Consider the following 16,349-nt stretch of genomic DNA (forward strand, 5'->3'; position numbering starts at 1 on the left):
CGTCACTGACTTCTCTCGGTTAGGGGTTCGCTGACCCTAGAAAACGGCAGGCCTTGCCGATTGCCTGTTTGCTCAGCTGACAGACCCGCGCATCGCTGACCTCCAGCACCAGCGCGATTTCCTTCAGGCTCAGCTCGTGCTGGTAATAGAGCGTCAGCACCAATCGCTCACGTTCGTCCAGCCGGCTCAATGCCTGCTCCAGCAGCCGCTCCTTGAGCAAACGTTCCTCGAACATTTCGGAGGTATCCGGAAAATGCTCGTGGCCGCTCTGCAGCAGTTCGTCGAGGCTTTCGATGGCCTCCGACGAGTCGGCCCAGAGGAAGTCCTGATAGTCCTTCTCGTCCAGACCGGTGAAGCGCTTGATCTCCTCGTCGCTGGGCGTATGCCCGAGCTGACGGGTGAGCTCGCGTATGGCATCGCGTACCTTGTGCGCCTGCTGCCGCACCTGGCGTGGGCGCCAGTCCTGGCGGCGCAGCTCATCGAGGATCGCGCCGCGGATGCGCAACGCAGCGAAACGCCCGAACTGCTCGTCCGGCTCGCCATAGCGGCGCAGGCCTTCGAGCAACCCGATCATGCCGATCTGTTCCATGTCCTCGCGGTCGAGCACCTGGTTCGCCTGCAAAGAAAGCTGGCGCACGATGCGTTTGACCAGCGGCAGGTACTGCATCAACCAGCGCTGCTCGGCGCCCGGCGCGAACAGGGCGTGGCCAGCCGGGCTGGCGCCGTAACAGTCGATAGAACAGGTGGCGTTCATGGCGGAGCCTTTATTGAACGATCAGCTTGTTGACCAGCACGTGCCGAAACGGCACTTCGGCCTTCTTGCTGGCGAAATCGGCAAACAGCGTTTCTTCAAGACGGGTCTGCAGTTCACCGATCTGCATCGCGCGCAGCTCGGTGAAAGCCAGCCCGGAGAGGTAGCTCACCACCGAGTTGCGCACCAGCGGCTCAATCTGCTCGAAATTCTTCGGCTCGTCCGACGCCTCCGCCTGTAACGCCAGATCAAGTACGAAGTAGTGCTCGCGGCCGTCGCCGCGCAGGCTGACGATGACCTTGGAGACCGGATAGAACTGGTACTCCACCGGTTCGATGGCTTCCGCCACCACCTCGCCGTCGGACATGCCAGGCTTGAGCAGCCAATAGGCAGCACCCACGCCGCCGGCGACAGTGACGACGTTGAGCAGCAGCATCAGAAGAACCAGACGGGGTGTCGACATAACCTGTTAACAATCCTGTAGTTGAAGTTGAGCCAGTCAGACCGTGACCAGCACATCGCTGGCACGGCCGGCGGAGCGCCTGCTGTCGGGTGCCGACGCAGTGCCGCTGGCGTGATTGGCCGCGGCGAGCACGTTTTCGCCGTTCTCGGGCTGTCGCGGCTGGCCCTGACGACCGGACTGGCCATCGGCGCCGACCTGAACGTTGACCTGCACGAAGTGCTGCGCCACCAGCTCCTGGCGCAGCCGGTCGCTGGTCTGCTGCAGCAACCGCGCGACGTCTGCATGGGCTGCGCTGAGCTGCACGGTGAGACGGCCGGCATCGTGGCTGAGGTGGATTTCCATGCTGCCCAGCTCCGGCGGGTCGAGGCGAATGGTCGCGCTCTGCTGACGTTGCTGGAGTTGCACCTCAACGTGCTCACGCAGCGCGTGCAGCATCTGCTCGCCCCACTTGGCCTCTGGCGCCTGAAGCTTGAGCAGCCGCTCCGCCCCCTGCGTGACGCTGTTGGCCGGCCGCTCGACGGCGACGACCGACGGATCACCAGCTTCGCCTGCGTCGACCGCAGCAAGCAGTGGTTCGGCAGGTGGCACAGCACCCAGCTCAGCGCCAACCGCCAGCGCAGCGGACGCCTGAGCAGGCAGTGCGGCTGAGCCATCGAGCGGCGGGCGCAATGCGGCGGTACCCGCAGCGCGATCAGCGGAACGTTCGGCGTAATGCTCGGCAGGCAACACCGGCAAGCGTGTCGCGATGCCCTCCAGCTGCCGTTCGGCCGGCTCCTCGAGCAAGCCGCCCGACGCCGCCGGCTGTTGCCCAGCTGTCGACGGCCAGGCAAGAGTCGCCTGCGCCTCGCGCGCCTGCACCACGACCTGCTGCTGATCGAGCATGCCCAGCAGCCACAGCTCTGCGGAGGTTTCTTCCGCGACTTCGTCAGTGCCCGCCGCGGCCTCTGAGGCCTGCAGTACAGGCAGATCCTGCGGATCGAGCGGCTGTGCGAGCACCGGCTGCGGATCGGCATTCGCAGTGGCCGCCAGCAGCATGCGCTGATGGAATCCCACCGCCAGCCCAGCGGGCCCGAACACCGGTCGTGCCGGCCCATGTTCGCTCACCGAGGCCGGCTGCACGTTACGCAACGGCAGTGCAACCGGATCCGCACCGGCAGCTGCCGCGGTTGTCCCCGAGATCAACTGGATCACCTGCCGTCTCCCGCCTGGTACATGTCGATACGCTGATAAGCCGCACGCCCTTCGGCGTACTCCAGATGGTTCACCAGCAGCAGGCGCAGGCGCTCGCATTCTTCGCCGCAGGCCGTCAGCGCCTGCCCATGCAAGCGCTTGAGCTGCTGCCTGGCTGCATCAACGGCGTCGGGCAGAGGCCCGCGCGGCAGCTGTTCTAGGCATTGCCGGATCGCCAGATCGACCTCGCGGACCGCATGCCAGTCGCTGCTGTGCAACGCGGCGGCCAGGCGCACGTGCAGTTCCAGCAGGCGCTGCTCGTCACTTGCGTGCGGCACTGACGCCCTCCCAGCCTTCGCGCAGCGTTTCGAGTACCTTCACCACCTCGTCCAGACCGTCCAGCGAGAGCGTCACGCTGACGTCGGAAAGCCGATAGATGCAGTATTCGTAGAGGCGTGACAGGCCCTGCACCACCTCGCCCCCGCCCTCTTCGTCGAGTGCGCCATTGAGGCCGTTGAGGATGTTCATGCACTTCTCCAGCGAAGCGCCCTTCTGCTGATAACGCTTGTGCTCGATATGCCCGCGCGCCCGGGCCAGCTCGTCGAGCAGGCCATCCATCAGCACCAGCACCAGCTCGTAGGGCGACGCGGAAGCGGCACGGGCTTCCAGGTCAACCGAGCGATAGCTGTCGTAACTTTCGTTGGGAAAATAGGAACTCATCAGAACAATCCCGTCGCCTGCGAGGTGTTTTGCATGGCGAACAATCCGTTGGTTTGTTCCATGCTCTGCATGGTCTGCATCATGGTAGTGAACTGCTTGAGGTAGCGGCTGTAGTGCGTGTCGTATTGCTGCTGCAGGTTCTCGAACTGCTCGTCGATGCGCCGCAGGCTCATGTCCAGCGTGTCCATGCGGTTCTTCAGCATGCCGTTGGTGCTGCTGGTGTAGCTGGCGACGGTCTTGTCGATGCTGTCGAGCAGGTTGTCCTTGCCGGTAAACAATGCTTCGAAACCTGCCGGGTCCGCAGCGACTGCAGCCTCGAAACGCTTGGCGTCGATGGTCAGCTTGCCGCTGCGATCAGCGCTGATACCGAACTCGATCAGGCTCTTACCGCCGAAGTCGTTACGCAGCAGCGTGTTCAATCGCCCCTCGATGGCGCGCACGCTGGAGTCGCCAGCCAACGCGCCACGGGCACTGCTGTCGCTGCCGCTGGCAGTCAGCGAATCAAAACTGGTCATCAGCGCGTTGAAGGCATCGATGAAACTCTGTGCCTTGCCCTTGGTGGCGCTCTGATCCTGGCCAACCGAGAGCGTCAAGGCCGAGTCACTGGCGGTGTGCACCTTGTTCACCGAGAGGCTGACGCCATCGATGACGTTGTCGAAGGTGTTGCTCGAACTGGTCAGTACGATGCCGCCGCTGCCTAACGACCCACCCATGCGGATCTGTGCGTCAGCGGCCGTGGACAGCGTGGTAGTCGTGGCCGTGGTACCCGCGAGCGACACCGCGAAGGCATTGGCTACTCCACTCTCGGCGCTGGTCATCACCAGGCTGACTTCACCATTGCTGCGTACCAGCGTGGCCTGCACGCCGAGATCCGCGGCATTGATCGCCTTGGCCGCATCGTCGAGCGTGGCGTAATCGGAAAGCGTGAAATCCTGCCCCTCGAGGGTCAGGGTTCCACTGAGGCTGCCGTCGCTCAGCCCCTGTACCGCGACCTGCTGCTTGCTGGCGAGCTTTTCGACATAGAACTGATAGCTGCCTGCCTGGGCCTGGGTGCCAACCGTTGCGCTGGCATAGCCGTCCTGGCTGAAGGTGGCACTGTTGACCAGCATCGTGGCGTTGCCGGTCTTCAGGCCCGACATGGCCGACTTGAACGTGGTCAGGGATGTGCGCAACTTGCTCAGCGCGTCACGCTGGGTCTTGTAGTTGCTTTCGTTGCGATTGAGCCGGTCCAGCGAAGACTGAACTTCGTAGGTCGCCAGCTGCGTCGACATCTGCTTTACGTAATCTGAATCTATCGCCATTACCGATCCCCTTCCTGTGCTCTGTAGAGCAAGTTGAGTGCCAAGTCACAAACCATTGATTTACAAGAGTTTTGCACTGCTAGCCGCAGAAGAAGCGCTTCCGCACGACAGCACCGGGAGGAAACGAGGAAGCACCGTTTCCGCCTTCGATGGCGGACTCTCTTGGGTTAAGGCGACGAAAAAGGGGGGGATACTTAAGCCGCATCGAGAAATGCGCGTAAGTCATGCCGGGGCGCGACATCTGCGGGCCGGCCGAGTGTTCTGGCGAAGGGGAAAGGCTGTTGCGGCGTATCGGGACAGCCCCTCACCGCAGAGAGGGCGCTTGAGCGTGCGGGTGCGCGCCGCTGCGCATGAACTGCAATGGCTAAGGCAGTAGCCGGCACTTCCATCAGATCAGTCCTACGCCACGGCCGCCGCGCACGCGGTACGCCCTCCTCTCCCGGTTTTGGGGGGCAAGGGCGGATCGGGCAGGAACCTGCGATCACACCCTGCTGGCGTCAGGACTTCTGTGGAGGCTTGCAGCAATGCAGCGAAGCGGCAGGCAGAACCTTTCTGCCGGCCTAGACGTCACGACCGCAGGCCGCTCGGACCGCCCCATCTCCCCGCTGGCGAAAGGGCCAGGGCGAGGGCTGGCGGCGGACTCGCTCAGATGGTCACGCGCGCGTCAGTACATCTGCGGTTGATAGAGCCGCGCATCGTGACTCCCGGCCAGCAGCTGGCCAAGGATTTCATGATGCATGGCGAGCAACTTGCCGTTGCGCTCGTTGATCTGCTGGCACTGAGCGGCCAGCGCACCGAGCTGCTGCCAGCAGTGCCGCAGCCGCTCGGCCTGATCTTCCGGGTAGCAGCTCAGCAGACGCTGCATGCCCTCGGCATCGGATTGCAGGCGAAAGGCGCCGAGCACCTTGGCCCGCCGCTGGGCACGCATGCCGATGGTCTCGACGCGGGTGGTGATCTGCAGATTGAGTCGATCGATCTCCGGACTGTCGCGCTCGAGCAGGAACGCGTAGAGCGCCTGCATCAGATCGCGCAGGGCCAGATAGTCGTCGCAATCCTGCTCGAGGTCGCTAGCCACGACCGCAAGCAGTTTGTCGCGCTGGCTCACGCATCGCTTCCGCGGTGGTAGGCGAGCATGCTGCCGGCCAGTTCGGCGGGATCGGTGGAGATCTCGCCGCGCTGCAGGGCCTGCTTGATCGCCGCTACGCGATCGAGGTCGACGTCCGGCATGGCACGCAGCGCATCATGCATCTGCTCCAGCGGCAGGCTTTCCGACTGGCGCACTGCGGTATCGGCCAGGGGCCGCGAAGCCGGCTGGCGGGTGGTGCTGGCCTCGGCGGCCGGTGTCAGGGCGGGCTTGAAATGCCGGCTGATTTCCATGATTGCGTTCCAACTCGGGGGTTACAGCCAAAGAGGCGACCGCTTGGGTGAAAACCTTAAATCTATTTTGCACGGCACGGATGGGCGGCGTTCCCGCACTGCTGCTCCTGCACCTCATCCGATCGCAACACGTCAGGCCATCTGATGGCGCCACCAACTCTGCGCCGCCAGGCCGTCCTGGATTTTCTGTTCCTGCTGCGCAAGCAGCTGCTGCCATTGCTGCATCTTGTCATCGATCATGTGCTCGACCACCTTCTCGCTGCGCATGGCCTGCAGCAGCTCACGCTGTATGCGCTCCAGCGCCTGTTCGGCAACCGCCAGTTCGCGGCGTTGCAGTTCCACCATCTTGTACAGGGTGGCCTTGTAGCGCTGCTGATTATCGCGCTGTAGCGGCGTGCTCATCGGCACGGAAAATCCGCACAGACGGCTCAGCCCGGTGATGTTGTTGCGGTAGCGCTGGCAGAGGTTCTGCTGGTACTGCACGCGGCCAAGCATCTGCCGCACACGGTGGCTGCGCAGGCTGGCCAGCCTGCCAAGGGTTTCGATCTGCTGTTTCATCGCGGTTTCCCGAGGATGTTCTGCAAGGTGGCGACGCTGGCTTCCAGTTCGGCGGCCTCGCCTACTTCCTGGCGCAGGAACCGCTCGATGGTCGGCGCCAGCTGCACCGCACGATCGGTCTTGATGTCGGCCCCCGGCGTATAGCCGCCGAGCGGGATCAGCTCCTTGATCTTCTCGAAGGTGCTGTAGCACTCCTTGAGCTGGCGCGCCGCGCCCAGATGCGCCGGCTGGCCGACCTGGCTCATGCAGCGGCTGACCGAGGCACAGACGTCGATGGCAGGGTAATGCCCGGCTTCGGCCAGGCGCCGCGAGAGCACGATGTGACCGTCGAGAATGGCTCGCGCGCAGTCGACGATAGGGTCCTGCTGGTCGTCGCCTTCGGCCAGCACGGTGTAGATGGCGCTGAGACTGCCGTTGTCGCTGGCGCCATTGCCGGCGCTTTCCACGAGCTCCGGCAGCATGCCGAATACCGACGGCGGGTAACCCTTGGTCGCCGGAGGCTCGCCGAGAGCCAGGGCGATTTCGCGCTGGGCCATGGCGTAGCGGGTCAGCGAGTCGACCAGCAGGAGCACGTCATGCCCCTGGTCGCGAAAGTAGGCGGCGATGCTGTGACAGAGCTCGGTGGCCTTCAGGCGCATCAGCGGCGATTCGTTGGCCGGTGCGACCACCACCACGGCCTTCTTCAGGCCCTCCTCGCCCAGCGAATGCAGGAGGAATTCCTGCACCTCGCGGCCACGCTCGCCGATCAGCCCGACCACCACCACATCGGCCTTGGTCTGCCGGGTGATCATGCCCAGCAGCACGCTCTTGCCCACACCGGAGCCGGCGAACAGGCCGACGCGCTGGCCCTTGCCCAGGGTCAGGGTGGCATTGATCGCGCGCACGCCGACATCCAGCGCTTCACTGACAGGCTTGCGCTTGAGCGGGTTGACCGAGGGCAGCTCGGTCGGCAGCGGGTCGCGGCCGCCGAGCTTGCCCAGTTCGTCCAGTGGTTCGCCGAGGCCGTTTACCACACGCCCCAGCCAGGATTCGTCGATATGCAGCTTGGCATCATCCGGCGCCGGGAATACCCGTGAGCCGGCGGTCAGACCGACCGGCTTCTTGAACGGCATCAGGTAGGTGATATCGCGGTTGAAGCCCACCACCTGCGCTTCCAGCATGCTGCCATCGCCCTGCTCGACATAGCAGCGCTGGCCGGTCATGCGCTGGCAGCCGAGGCTCTCCAGCAGCATCCCGGAGACACGCACCAGCCGCCCACTGACCTTGGCCAGCTGCACGTTGTCCAGCGAGCGCAGGGCCTCGTCGAGGCGAAAGCTGTCGCGCAGGGCCATCGGTCAGCCCTGCGCCGTAATGTGTTCGGCGAGGGTTTCCATGCACGAGTCCAGGCGCTGCTGGCAGCCGATATCGGCTTCGGCCTGAGCAGTCAACACGCGGCATTCGCCGAGCGGCAGCTTCTCATCGGGTACCAGACGCCACGCCGCGGCACGCTCGGGGGCCAGCTCGCGGATGCGCGCGCACTCTTCCGGATTGAGGTGGATGCGCACGTCTTCCTGATCACCCGGCATGGCGCTCAGCGCTTCTTCGGCGAGGGTCAGCAACTGGGTCGGGTGCAGGGTCAGTTCACAGCGGATCACCTGGCGAGCGACCTTCTGCACCAGCTCCAGCAGCTCCTCGCGGCGAGCCTGCTCGTACTCCTGACGAAAGCCTTCGAATGCCTCGATCAGGCGATCCAATGGTTGACCCGCCTCATCGAAAGCGCGGCGGCCCTGCTGGCGCCCCTCTTCCAGGCCCAGCGCCTTGCCATCCTCGACCCCGCGCTGGAAACCTTCGCGATGGCCGGCCTCGCGACCCTGCTCCAGGCCTTCGCGGTAGCCCTTGTCGATGCCTTCCTGGAAGCCATCGGCCACCGCGCGCTGCAGGGCCGCCGGATCGTCGGCGAAACCAGCCGCGGCCTGTGCCGGGGTCTTCACCCGTGGCGGAAAGCGGAACGGCCGCCAGCTGCGGTCGGCACCCTTGATCACCTTGACCGTCATGTCATTCCACCGTCTGTTCGCGGAACAGCTGCACCTGCAGCTCGCCATCGGCGGACATCTCGCGCACCACACCCATGATGTCCTTGCGCACCTGCTCGACACGGCTCAGCGGCACCGGGCCCTGGCGCCGGTTGATCGACTCCATCTGCTGCGCCTGGCGCTTGGGCATGGCGCCCTGGATGGCCTTGACCAGCTCCGGCTCGGCGCCCTTCAGCGCGACCACCCACTCGTCCAGCGGGATCACTTCCAGCAGGGTCTGCAGCACGTCCTGGTTCTGCCGCGAAAGGATGAAGAAGTCATACATCTCATCCTCGATCTTGCCGACCAGCTCCTCGTTATGCGCGCGCAGCAGCTCGAACATCTGGTCGCGGTTGCCCTTGAAGCGGTTCATGATGTCCGCCGCCTGCTTCACGCCGCGTACCTGCGAACCCTGGGTGCTGAGCACCTTGAGGCTGCGATCGATCAGCTGCTCCAGCTCGGCAATCACATCGCTGTTGACCTCGGACAGGTTGGCGATGCGATACAGCAGCTCGTCCTGGCGCTCGGCCGGCATGCACTCGAGCACCTCGGTGGCCATGCCCGGCGGCAGAAAGGCGAGGAACACCGCCTGCATCTGCGCGTGTTCCTTGGCGATCAGCGCGGCGAACTGCTTGGGATCGAGCCATTCCATCTTGGCCATCTTGGCGCGGATCTCCTCGCCATAGATGGAGTCCAGCAGCGAACGGGTGATGTCGCCGCCCAGCGCCTTGCCGAGCATGCCCGACAGGTAGGTGCGCGAGGCGCCCTTGATGCTGCTCTGCTCCTTGTAATCGTCGAAGAAGCGGCTGATGACGTCGGAAACCATAGGCTGCTTGACGTTGGACAGCCGTGCCATCGCCTGACTGATGCTGATGATCTCTTCGCGGGAGAAGTTGCGCAGGATGCCTGCGGAAATCTCATCGCCCATGCTCAGCATGAGGATTGCCGCCTGATCCAGCGAGCTGACCGAGCGCAGTTGCACCGGCCGCGGCTTGATCTCGCGGGCGGACGCCTGGCTGCCTTCAGCCGGCTGGGTTGAGGTCTCTTTCATTGCGCCCTATCCAGTGCTTGATGACTTCCGAGACACGCTCGGGATCGTTCTTGGCGAGCATCTGCAGGTGCTCGATCTGCAGCTCCAGCCCCGAACCCGGGGCTGGCAGGCGAATCTCCGAGAGCGGATTTAGCTCACCGAAGATGTGCGGTCCGCCGGGCTCGCGCGGGCTGGCCAGCGCCGGCCGGCTGTCGCCTTCCAGTGCCGCGGGCGCACCCGGTTCGATCAGGCTGCCTTCCAGCCCCTCGCTCAGGGGTAATGCCGCGACGTTGCGCTGGGTCAGATTGCGTACCGCCGGGCGGACCACGATCAGCAGCAACAGCAGGGCGATCAGCCCGGCGACGCCGACCTTGGCCAGCGCATGAATCTGGGTGTTTTCCCACCAGGGCACGACCTCCTCGATCGGCTCGACGGCGGCGAACGGCAGCACACTGAGGCTGAGCAGATCGCCACGCTCCTGCTTGAAGCCGACGGCGCTGCGCACCATCGCCTCCATTTCGGCGCGAGCCTCGTCGGTCCAGCCACCTTCAGGCGCGGCCGCGGCATTGAGCACCACTGCCACGCTCTGCTGGCGCAGGGCGAAGCCGGCGTGTTTGACGTGCACCACGCTCTGGTCGTAATCCAGCTGGCGAGTCGATTCCTCGCGCAGCGAAGTGGCACCCTTGGTTTCCGTCTTGGCCGGCGCAGGTTCTTCGCCTTCCTTCGGCGGCGCCACGGGGCGGTTGGCCAGCGAACCGGGTATGCCCAGGGCAAGCTGATCCAGCGCGCTCTCGTTGAGCAATACCTCGTTGCGCAGCCGTGGCGTATCGCCGTAGGACTGGAAAGTCTCCTCCTTCTGGCTGAAGTCGATATCGGCCGCGACGCTGATGCGATAGTTGCCCAGCCCGAGCACCGGAGCCAGCACCTGTTCGATGTTGGCCACCGCCTTCTGCTGATAGTCCTCGACCGCCTGCCAGTTCTGCGCCGGCCCGCCGCCGACGTTGAGACCGCGCGAAAGCAGCGCGCCGTACTGATCGACCACGCCGACATCCTCGGGCTTGAGGTTCGGCACGCTGTTGGCGACCAGGTTGATGATCGCGCCAACCTGCTCGTGGGTGAGCGTGTAGCCCGGCTCCAGCTGCAACATCACCGAGGCCTTGCTTGGCGCACGCTTGCTGACCACGAAGGAGCTGTTCTCCTCCTGAGCCAGATGAACCCGCGCATGCTGCACGCCCTTGAGCGCCATCACCGTGCGCGCCAGCTCACCTTCCAGGCTGCGCTTGAGGCGCACGTCCTGGACGAACTGGCTGGTGCCCAGCGGCTCCTCCTTGTCGAACAGCTCGTAGCCGGCCGGCTGCGCGACCTTCACGCCCTTGGCGTTGAGCAGCAGCCGCGCCTGTGCCAGCTGATCCTCACGCACCAGGATCTGGCCACTTTGCGGATGGATGCGATACTGCAGCGCCTCGCCGTCGAGCACCTGCATCACTTCGGCAGCCGGAAACGATTCGCCAGCACCATGCAGCGGGCGGAACGAGCCGTTGTCGCGCCACAGATAGAACGCCACGGCCACTGCCAGCGCCGCGGCGATCACCGCCATGCCGGCCAGCGTCACGCGCGGATCGAGTTGCAGCCCGCCTGCGGGCAACCTGGATTTGATTTTCTGCAGCACGTCTTAGCTCTCTCGACCGATCAAAGCGGCATTCGCATGACGTCATCGAACGCCGTGGTCAGTTTGTTGCGCACCTGCAGCAGGGCGGAGAACGAAACGCTGGCTTTCTGGCTGTCGATCATCGCGCCAACCAGATCATCGCTCTTGCCGCTGTCGACCGCCGCCATCGCCGCGCCAGCCTGATGCTGCTGGGCATCCACCGAGCGCATCGCGGCCATGAACAGGCCGCCAGCATCGGCAGACGCCTGGTTAGCCGGCTTGATCGCCGGACTCCCCGCGACATCCGCGAGCTGCTGCATGCGACCCAGCATTTGCTGCTGGACCTGGGTGATTGAACTCATCGCTGGCTCTCCCCTGTTTCAGCAATTAAAGGTGTCTGGATCAGAAATTCAGCTCGATACCCTGCTCGCGCATGGCATTGAGGCGGTAGCGCAGCGCGCGTGAGGTCATGCCCAGGCTCGCCGCGGCCTTGGACTTGTGGCCATCGAAGCGGCGGATGGTGTCGATCACATGCTGGTACTCGGCCCACTTGCCACTGGCGCGCAGTGCCGCCTTGCCGTTTTCCGCCGCAAGCATCAGCGGCTTCTCGACGCGTGCCGGTGCAGCAGCAGGTGCGGCCAGACCGAGGTCCTGTGGCTGGATGAACAACCCGTTGCGCAGCACCAGCGCGCGCTGCACGGTGTTTTCCAGCTCGCGAGCGTTGCCCGGCCAGTCGTGCTGCAACAATGCGCGGCAGGCGTCATCGGTGAGCAGTTCGTCATGAGCTTCCTGCGGCGCGTATTTACTGATGAAACGACGGGCCAGCGGCAACACGTCTTCCTTGCGCTCGCGCAGCGGGCTGATATGCAGCGGCAGTACGTCGAGACGGAACATGAGGTCGGCACGGAAACGACCCTCGGCCACTTCCTGCTGCAGATCGCGGTTGGTCGCGGCGATGATGCGCACGTTCAGCTCGATCTCGCGGCGCCCACCCAGACGCTCCACACGCTGCTCCTGCAGCACCCGCAGCAACTTGGCCTGCAGCCCCAGCGGCAGTTCGCCGATCTCGTCGAGCAGCAGGGTGCCGCCGTTGGCCTGCTCGAACTTGCCGGGCTGGGCGCTCACCGCGCCGGTGAAAGCGCCCTTCTCGTGGCCGAATAGAATTGACTCGAGCATCTGCTCGGGGATCGCCGCGCAGTTGACCGCGATGAACGGGGCGTCCGGGCTGGCAGAGAAGCGATGAATGTAGCGCGCCATCAGTTCCTTGCCGGTGCCGGTCTCGCCGGTGATAAGGATCGGCGCACGGGTCAGGGAAACGCGCTGAGCCATGGCCAGCAGTCGGCGACCGGACTGGGAGCAGGAAACGAAGCTCTCCTGGGCCGTTTCGGCGCAGGCCTGTCGACGCAGCAACGCGTGCAGCTGGGTTTCACTGAACGGCGACAGCAGGTAATCGACGCATCCCAGTTCCAGCAGAGTGGCGGCCTTTTCCTGGTCGGCATATTCGACAACCGGAATCACACTTGTATTGGGCACCCGCCGTGCGAGCAGTTCCACCTGCGCATATAACGAGCGCGGCAGCAGACTTCCAGCAACTACAAAAACCAGGGAAACGGCAGTGTTATTGCCTCTGCCGAATCCATCGAAATCGTCATGGCGGGTAACCTCGCAACCCTGCCGGCGCAAACCTGCCTGAAGAAAGTCGCATACCACATCGCGGGCGGCGCCAATAATCGCAACCTTCTTTCTGGGCAATTCATCGAATAGCTCGTCGCATGCGTATTTCATTGCCTGACTGACACTTTTCAATGTGACCACCTTGCGCTCCACCTACCACCACCCGAGTGGTTAAACGGATACGCGAAATAAAATCTATTTAATTTTTCGGAACTAAACGTCGTCTTCGACTTCTGACCCGCATGATCCAGCGCGCTGTTCGCCGGCTTTCCCGAACAAGTGCGCGCACGCTATCAGGACGCCAGATCAATCCCCCAATCAGTTCTGCTTAATTGAAATCAATGGATGCCAGATGACCTCAAAAAAGCTCATTTGATATCTCTTGATTTAACGCTCTCACGCGCCCAGGCCTAGGATGGCGGCACGCTAGAGCCGTGCCCGGAAAACACCCGTGCCAGCCAGCAATCGTCTGCATAAATGGCCAGCGGTATTGCCGCCGTGTTCACCGACCCCAGGAAATACAGTTCACAACATGACTGGCAATTCAAAAGTCCACCATGGCGTGCCCGCCCAAAGCCTGACTGTATTGAAATCGCAGAAGCTGGGACGGCATCACCACAAGATCCCGCAATACATAAAGGAAAGTACCAACAAGAATCCGCGACTGATCGGCGATTATTTTCTGCGCAATTATCGGATCAATCTCGAACTGAACCGCATCGATGTTCAGGAAGAGCGCAGCGAAGAGCCGGACTGCATCTATCGCTCGGCCATGGGCAAAGTTGGATTTTCCATTGACCGTGCATTACTGACTGAAGCACTGGAGTGTTATTACGGCGGCACCGTAATTGCCAGTCAGGACACGCCGCCGATAAGCACATCCGAACAGCGCATGCGTAATCGTCTGGGCATGGATATCACCGATATCTTCGCCCGCTCGATATTGTCCGGTGAGACGTTCGGCAAACTCGACAGTTACCGCAACGATTATGAAGAGACCAGCTGGGAGTATGTGGCCGAGTACGAGTACATCAGCCATATCACCGGTAGTCGCTCCTCGATCTACATCTATCTGGATACCGACCTGGTCGACGAGCTGACCAGTCGCCTGGCCGGCCCGGCCCCGGCACGCTTGCCGGGCAATCCCATCGATCACATCAAGCACCTGCCGGTGCGCCTCGATTGCGTGGTCGCGTCGGCGCAGATGCCGCTGGCGCAGGTTCTCGCGCTGCAGCTCGACGACATCCTGATGCTGCGCCCGCTGGACCGCTACGAGGTGCGCATCAACCAGCAGAAGCTCTATCGCGGCACCATCTTCGAAGAGGACGGGGCCCTGTTCCTTACTTCACTTGAAAGCGTGAACCCCCAATGAACGGCCATCTTTCCGACAACGAATTCGAAAACCTCATCAACGAAGGCGACCTCAGCCTGGATGCCGTCGACGCCACCGCGCTCGAAGCGCCTGCCGCGGCACCTGCACAGCGCCAGGACCTGAGCTTTTTCGGCAAGATTCCGGTGAACGTGACCCTTGAGGTCGCCTCGGCGGAGATCTCGCTCAAGGAACTGATGGAGTGCGATACCAGCAGCGTCATCGTGCTCGACAAGCTGGCCGGCGAACCGCTGGACGTGAAGGTCAACGGCACTCTCTTCGCCAAGGCCGAGGTGGTGGTGATGAACGGCAACTACGGCCTGCGCATCGTCGAACTGTCCGGCACCAGCCTGGACGCCTTCACGCCATGAACCTGCGTCGCGGCCTGAGCCTGCTCGCCCTGCTGCTGATCGGGCTGATGCCCCTGGCAGCCCAGGCCGCTGGCGGCGAGATCACCCTGTTCAACCTGAACGATACCGAGAACGGCCAGGAATTCTCGGTGAAGCTGCAGATCCTCATCATCATGACGCTGCTCGGCTTCCTGCCGGCGATGCTGATGATGATGACCTGCTTCACCCGCTTCATCATCGTACTGGCCATCCTGCGCCAGGCCATCGGCCTGCAGCAGAGCCCGCCGAACCAGGTGCTGATCGGCATCGCGCTGATCGTCACCCTGCTGGTGATGCGCCCGGTCTGGCAGGACATACACAGCCAGGCCTACGAGCCGTTCCAGAACGACGAGATCACCCTCGAACAGGCGCTGGACTCGGCCAAGGGCAGCCTGGCCGGTTTCATGCTCGCGCAGACCAACAAGAACTCCCTGGAAACCATGGTGGCCCTGGCCGGCGAGGAACTGCCGGAAAACCTCGACGACCTGGATTTCTCGCTGCTGCTGCCGGCGTTCGTGCTGAGCGAGCTGAAGACCGCGTTCCAACTGGGCTTCATGATCTTCGTGCCGTTTCTGGTGATCGACCTGGTGGTGGCCAGCGTGCTGATGGCGATGGGCATGATGATGCTCTCGCCGATGATGATTTCGTTGCCGTTCAAGCTGATGGTGTTCGTGCTGGTCGACGGCTGGGCGCTGTTGATGGGGACGTTGACCACCAGTATTCAGCCGTTTTAGGTGACGGGGATGAAGGCGTTGGCCGGGCGGTGGGGTTTGGAGAGTGGGGAGGCAGTGGGCTTTGGCCGCGAAGCTTTGCCTTTGCCGGCTCTGACATCGGTATTCGGCGCCACGCTTTCCTCGGCTGGAACTACAGGTTGCGCCTTGCACGGCGCGTCACTTTTTCTTGTCTGGCCAAGAAAAAGTAACCAAAAAGAAGGCCACCCCTACATCCGGGTTTTGCTGCGCAAAACTTCCCTCGCTTCGGCGCTGCTCCGGGGGTCGTCGCGAAGGGCCATCCCTGGCCCATCGCTCCTCGCTCGGCATCCATGCCTCGCGACCCCCTACGCAACGCCTAAGCTCGGCCTCCTGAAGGGGATTAAAGACCGAGGTGCCTGGAAGTGTCCAAGCAACGAAAGCAAAAAATCGCTTCGCTTGTTCCTACGCGCACGGCCTGACAGGCGACACCAAACGCCCCTTTCAGAAGGCCGAATGGAATCGCTGCGCAGAGGGGCGAGCGGCATGGATGCCGCGAGAGCCGTGAAGGGCCATGGATGGCCCTTGCGCGGCGACCCTCGGAGCAGCGATGGAGTGAGGGAAGTCGAGCGCAGCGAGACCCGGATGCAGGGGCAAGACCTTTTGGTTCCTTTTGGGGCGACTGCCAAAAGGGACTCGCCCAGCAGGGCGAAACCAATGCGCCTGCCAACCCGGCCAATAGGCATTAACCCCAGAAGCCCAAGCCCAAACGCTTCGTGGCCAAGGCCGCTCCCACAACAAGCAAAGCCAAAGCTACAGTTCGCCGCCTGGCCGAGCGGTGCATTCACCGTCACCTCAAAGGTGCCCCAATGCTAACCCCCGACACCGCCGTCCATATCGTCTCCAACGCCATCCACGTGATCGTCCTGGTGGTCTGCGTACTGATCGTCCCGAGCCTGCTCGGCGGCCTCCTGATCAGCATTTTCCAGGCCGCCACCCAGATCAACGAACAGATGCTGAGCTTCCTCCCACGTCTGCTCATCACCCTCGGCATGCTGGTGTTCGCCGGGCACTGGATCCTGCGCACGCTGAGCGATCTGTTCATCGAAACCTTCCAGCAGGCGGGTCGCCTGGTCGGCTGAATCATGTCCAACGATCC

Annotated in this window: 19 protein-coding genes; 4 read left to right on the plus strand and 15 right to left on the minus strand. The window is 63.3% G+C overall.

What is annotated here, in order from left to right; translation table 11 throughout:
• Window positions 1-19: 19 nt before the first annotated feature.
• The 15 genes from LLJ08_RS19865 to LLJ08_RS19935 all read right to left on the minus strand — a co-directional run bounded on the left by LLJ08_RS19865 (window position 20) and on the right by LLJ08_RS19935 (window position 12,854).
• Window positions 20-754 (minus strand): FliA/WhiG family RNA polymerase sigma factor, encoded by a 735-nt coding sequence (locus LLJ08_RS19865; RefSeq protein WP_042922222.1) that lies wholly within the window; start codon window positions 752-754, stop codon window positions 20-22.
• A 10-nt stretch (window positions 755-764) separates the two neighbouring features.
• Window positions 765-1,214, minus strand: a complete 450-nt coding sequence (locus tag LLJ08_RS19870; RefSeq protein WP_228207782.1) for a flagellar basal body-associated FliL family protein — start codon at window positions 1,212-1,214, stop codon at window positions 765-767.
• Between the two features lie 36 nt (window positions 1,215-1,250).
• The gene (locus LLJ08_RS19875) at window positions 1,251-2,405 is read right to left on the minus strand and encodes a flagellar hook-length control protein FliK (protein ID WP_228207783.1); all 1,155 of its coding nucleotides are present in this window, start codon (window positions 2,403-2,405) and stop codon (window positions 1,251-1,253) included.
• Entirely contained in the window at window positions 2,402-2,722 is a 321-nt protein-coding gene (locus tag LLJ08_RS19880; RefSeq protein WP_228207784.1) for a hypothetical protein, read from the minus strand. The genes LLJ08_RS19875 and LLJ08_RS19880 overlap by 4 nt, the downstream gene beginning before the upstream one ends.
• A complete protein-coding gene (gene fliS / locus LLJ08_RS19885; RefSeq protein WP_228207785.1) occupies window positions 2,706-3,104 on the minus strand; it encodes a flagellar export chaperone FliS in 399 nt (132 codons plus the stop codon). Before fliS ends, LLJ08_RS19880 begins: the two co-directional genes overlap by 17 nt.
• Window positions 3,104-4,405, minus strand: a complete 1,302-nt coding sequence (gene fliD, locus LLJ08_RS19890) for a flagellar filament capping protein FliD (protein WP_228207786.1) — start codon at window positions 4,403-4,405, stop codon at window positions 3,104-3,106. Before fliD ends, fliS begins: the two co-directional genes overlap by 1 nt.
• Window positions 4,406-5,069: 664 nt before the next feature.
• Window positions 5,070-5,510, minus strand: coding sequence for a flagellar protein FlgN (gene flgN, locus LLJ08_RS19895; protein ID WP_042922233.1), 441 nt, complete (start codon window positions 5,508-5,510; stop codon window positions 5,070-5,072).
• Window positions 5,507-5,782 (minus strand): flagellar biosynthesis anti-sigma factor FlgM, encoded by a 276-nt coding sequence (gene flgM / locus LLJ08_RS19900; protein WP_179485195.1) that lies wholly within the window; start codon window positions 5,780-5,782, stop codon window positions 5,507-5,509. Before flgM ends, flgN begins: the two co-directional genes overlap by 4 nt.
• Before the next feature lie 132 nt (window positions 5,783-5,914).
• Window positions 5,915-6,340, minus strand: a complete 426-nt coding sequence (locus tag LLJ08_RS19905) for a flagellar FliJ family protein (protein WP_179485196.1) — start codon at window positions 6,338-6,340, stop codon at window positions 5,915-5,917.
• The gene (gene fliI / locus LLJ08_RS19910) at window positions 6,337-7,671 is read right to left on the minus strand and encodes a flagellar protein export ATPase FliI (protein ID WP_101276896.1); all 1,335 of its coding nucleotides are present in this window, start codon (window positions 7,669-7,671) and stop codon (window positions 6,337-6,339) included. The genes LLJ08_RS19905 and fliI overlap by 4 nt, the downstream gene beginning before the upstream one ends.
• 3 nt (window positions 7,672-7,674) lie before the next feature.
• Window positions 7,675-8,373, minus strand: coding sequence for a flagellar assembly protein FliH (gene fliH, locus LLJ08_RS19915; RefSeq protein WP_101276898.1), 699 nt, complete (start codon window positions 8,371-8,373; stop codon window positions 7,675-7,677).
• Between the two features lies 1 nt (window position 8,374).
• Window positions 8,375-9,442, minus strand: a complete 1,068-nt coding sequence (locus LLJ08_RS19920; protein WP_228207787.1) for a FliG C-terminal domain-containing protein — start codon at window positions 9,440-9,442, stop codon at window positions 8,375-8,377.
• Window positions 9,414-11,090, minus strand: coding sequence for a flagellar basal-body MS-ring/collar protein FliF (gene fliF, locus LLJ08_RS19925; protein ID WP_042922249.1), 1,677 nt, complete (start codon window positions 11,088-11,090; stop codon window positions 9,414-9,416). Before fliF ends, LLJ08_RS19920 begins: the two co-directional genes overlap by 29 nt.
• Window positions 11,091-11,110: 20 nt before the next feature.
• A complete protein-coding gene (gene fliE, locus LLJ08_RS19930; protein WP_042922251.1) occupies window positions 11,111-11,431 on the minus strand; it encodes a flagellar hook-basal body complex protein FliE in 321 nt (106 codons plus the stop codon).
• A gap of 40 nt (window positions 11,432-11,471) precedes the next feature.
• Window positions 11,472-12,854, minus strand: a complete 1,383-nt coding sequence (locus LLJ08_RS19935) for a sigma-54 dependent transcriptional regulator (RefSeq protein WP_228207788.1) — start codon at window positions 12,852-12,854, stop codon at window positions 11,472-11,474.
• Window positions 12,855-13,275: 421 nt separating this feature from the next.
• Between LLJ08_RS19935 and LLJ08_RS19940 the strand changes: the two genes are divergently transcribed.
• From LLJ08_RS19940 to LLJ08_RS19955, 4 genes are all read left to right on the plus strand, one after another.
• Window positions 13,276-14,115: a FliM/FliN family flagellar motor switch protein gene (locus LLJ08_RS19940; protein ID WP_179485201.1), complete on the plus strand. Its 840-nt coding sequence runs from the start codon at window positions 13,276-13,278 to the stop codon at window positions 14,113-14,115.
• Window positions 14,112-14,483 carry a flagellar motor switch protein FliN gene (gene fliN, locus LLJ08_RS19945; protein ID WP_042922259.1) on the plus strand — a complete coding sequence of 124 codons (372 nt, stop codon included), beginning with the start codon at window positions 14,112-14,114 and terminating at the stop codon, window positions 14,481-14,483. Before LLJ08_RS19940 ends, fliN begins: the two co-directional genes overlap by 4 nt.
• The gene (gene fliP / locus LLJ08_RS19950) at window positions 14,480-15,235 is read left to right on the plus strand and encodes a flagellar type III secretion system pore protein FliP (RefSeq protein WP_042922261.1); all 756 of its coding nucleotides are present in this window, start codon (window positions 14,480-14,482) and stop codon (window positions 15,233-15,235) included. The genes fliN and fliP overlap by 4 nt, the downstream gene beginning before the upstream one ends.
• A gap of 824 nt (window positions 15,236-16,059) precedes the next feature.
• Complete coding sequence (locus LLJ08_RS19955) at window positions 16,060-16,332, plus strand: flagellar biosynthetic protein FliQ (protein WP_014595416.1); 273 nt, start codon at window positions 16,060-16,062, stop codon at window positions 16,330-16,332.
• Window positions 16,333-16,349: the final 17 nt, after the last annotated feature.

Source organism: Stutzerimonas chloritidismutans (assembly GCF_020783375.1).
In the GTDB taxonomy this organism is placed as follows: domain Bacteria; phylum Pseudomonadota; class Gammaproteobacteria; order Pseudomonadales; family Pseudomonadaceae; genus Stutzerimonas; species Stutzerimonas kunmingensis.

What these genes read in the sequence shown, in the direction of transcription:
- fliS (WP_228207785.1), bottom strand. Translation starts at nt 3,104, where the DNA reads ATGAGTTCCTATTTTCCCAACGAAAGTTACGACAGCTATCGCTCGGTT.
- fliN (WP_042922259.1), top strand. Translation starts at nt 14,112, where the DNA reads ATGAACGGCCATCTTTCCGACAACGAATTCGAAAACCTCATCAACGAA.
- LLJ08_RS19865 (WP_042922222.1), bottom strand. Translation starts at nt 754, where the DNA reads ATGAACGCCACCTGTTCTATCGACTGTTACGGCGCCAGCCCGGCTGGC.
- LLJ08_RS19955 (WP_014595416.1), top strand. Translation starts at nt 16,060, where the DNA reads ATGCTAACCCCCGACACCGCCGTCCATATCGTCTCCAACGCCATCCAC.
- LLJ08_RS19905 (WP_179485196.1), bottom strand. Translation starts at nt 6,340, where the DNA reads ATGAAACAGCAGATCGAAACCCTTGGCAGGCTGGCCAGCCTGCGCAGC.
- fliI (WP_101276896.1), bottom strand. Translation starts at nt 7,671, where the DNA reads ATGGCCCTGCGCGACAGCTTTCGCCTCGACGAGGCCCTGCGCTCGCTG.
- LLJ08_RS19940 (WP_179485201.1), top strand. Translation starts at nt 13,276, where the DNA reads ATGACTGGCAATTCAAAAGTCCACCATGGCGTGCCCGCCCAAAGCCTG.
- LLJ08_RS19920 (WP_228207787.1), bottom strand. Translation starts at nt 9,442, where the DNA reads ATGAAAGAGACCTCAACCCAGCCGGCTGAAGGCAGCCAGGCGTCCGCC.
- flgM (WP_179485195.1), bottom strand. Translation starts at nt 5,782, where the DNA reads ATGGAAATCAGCCGGCATTTCAAGCCCGCCCTGACACCGGCCGCCGAG.
- fliD (WP_228207786.1), bottom strand. Translation starts at nt 4,405, where the DNA reads ATGGCGATAGATTCAGATTACGTAAAGCAGATGTCGACGCAGCTGGCG.
- fliE (WP_042922251.1), bottom strand. Translation starts at nt 11,431, where the DNA reads ATGAGTTCAATCACCCAGGTCCAGCAGCAAATGCTGGGTCGCATGCAG.
- fliP (WP_042922261.1), top strand. Translation starts at nt 14,480, where the DNA reads ATGAACCTGCGTCGCGGCCTGAGCCTGCTCGCCCTGCTGCTGATCGGG.
- LLJ08_RS19870 (WP_228207782.1), bottom strand. Translation starts at nt 1,214, where the DNA reads ATGTCGACACCCCGTCTGGTTCTTCTGATGCTGCTGCTCAACGTCGTC.
- fliH (WP_101276898.1), bottom strand. Translation starts at nt 8,373, where the DNA reads ATGACGGTCAAGGTGATCAAGGGTGCCGACCGCAGCTGGCGGCCGTTC.
- LLJ08_RS19935 (WP_228207788.1), bottom strand. Translation starts at nt 12,854, where the DNA reads ATGAAATACGCATGCGACGAGCTATTCGATGAATTGCCCAGAAAGAAG.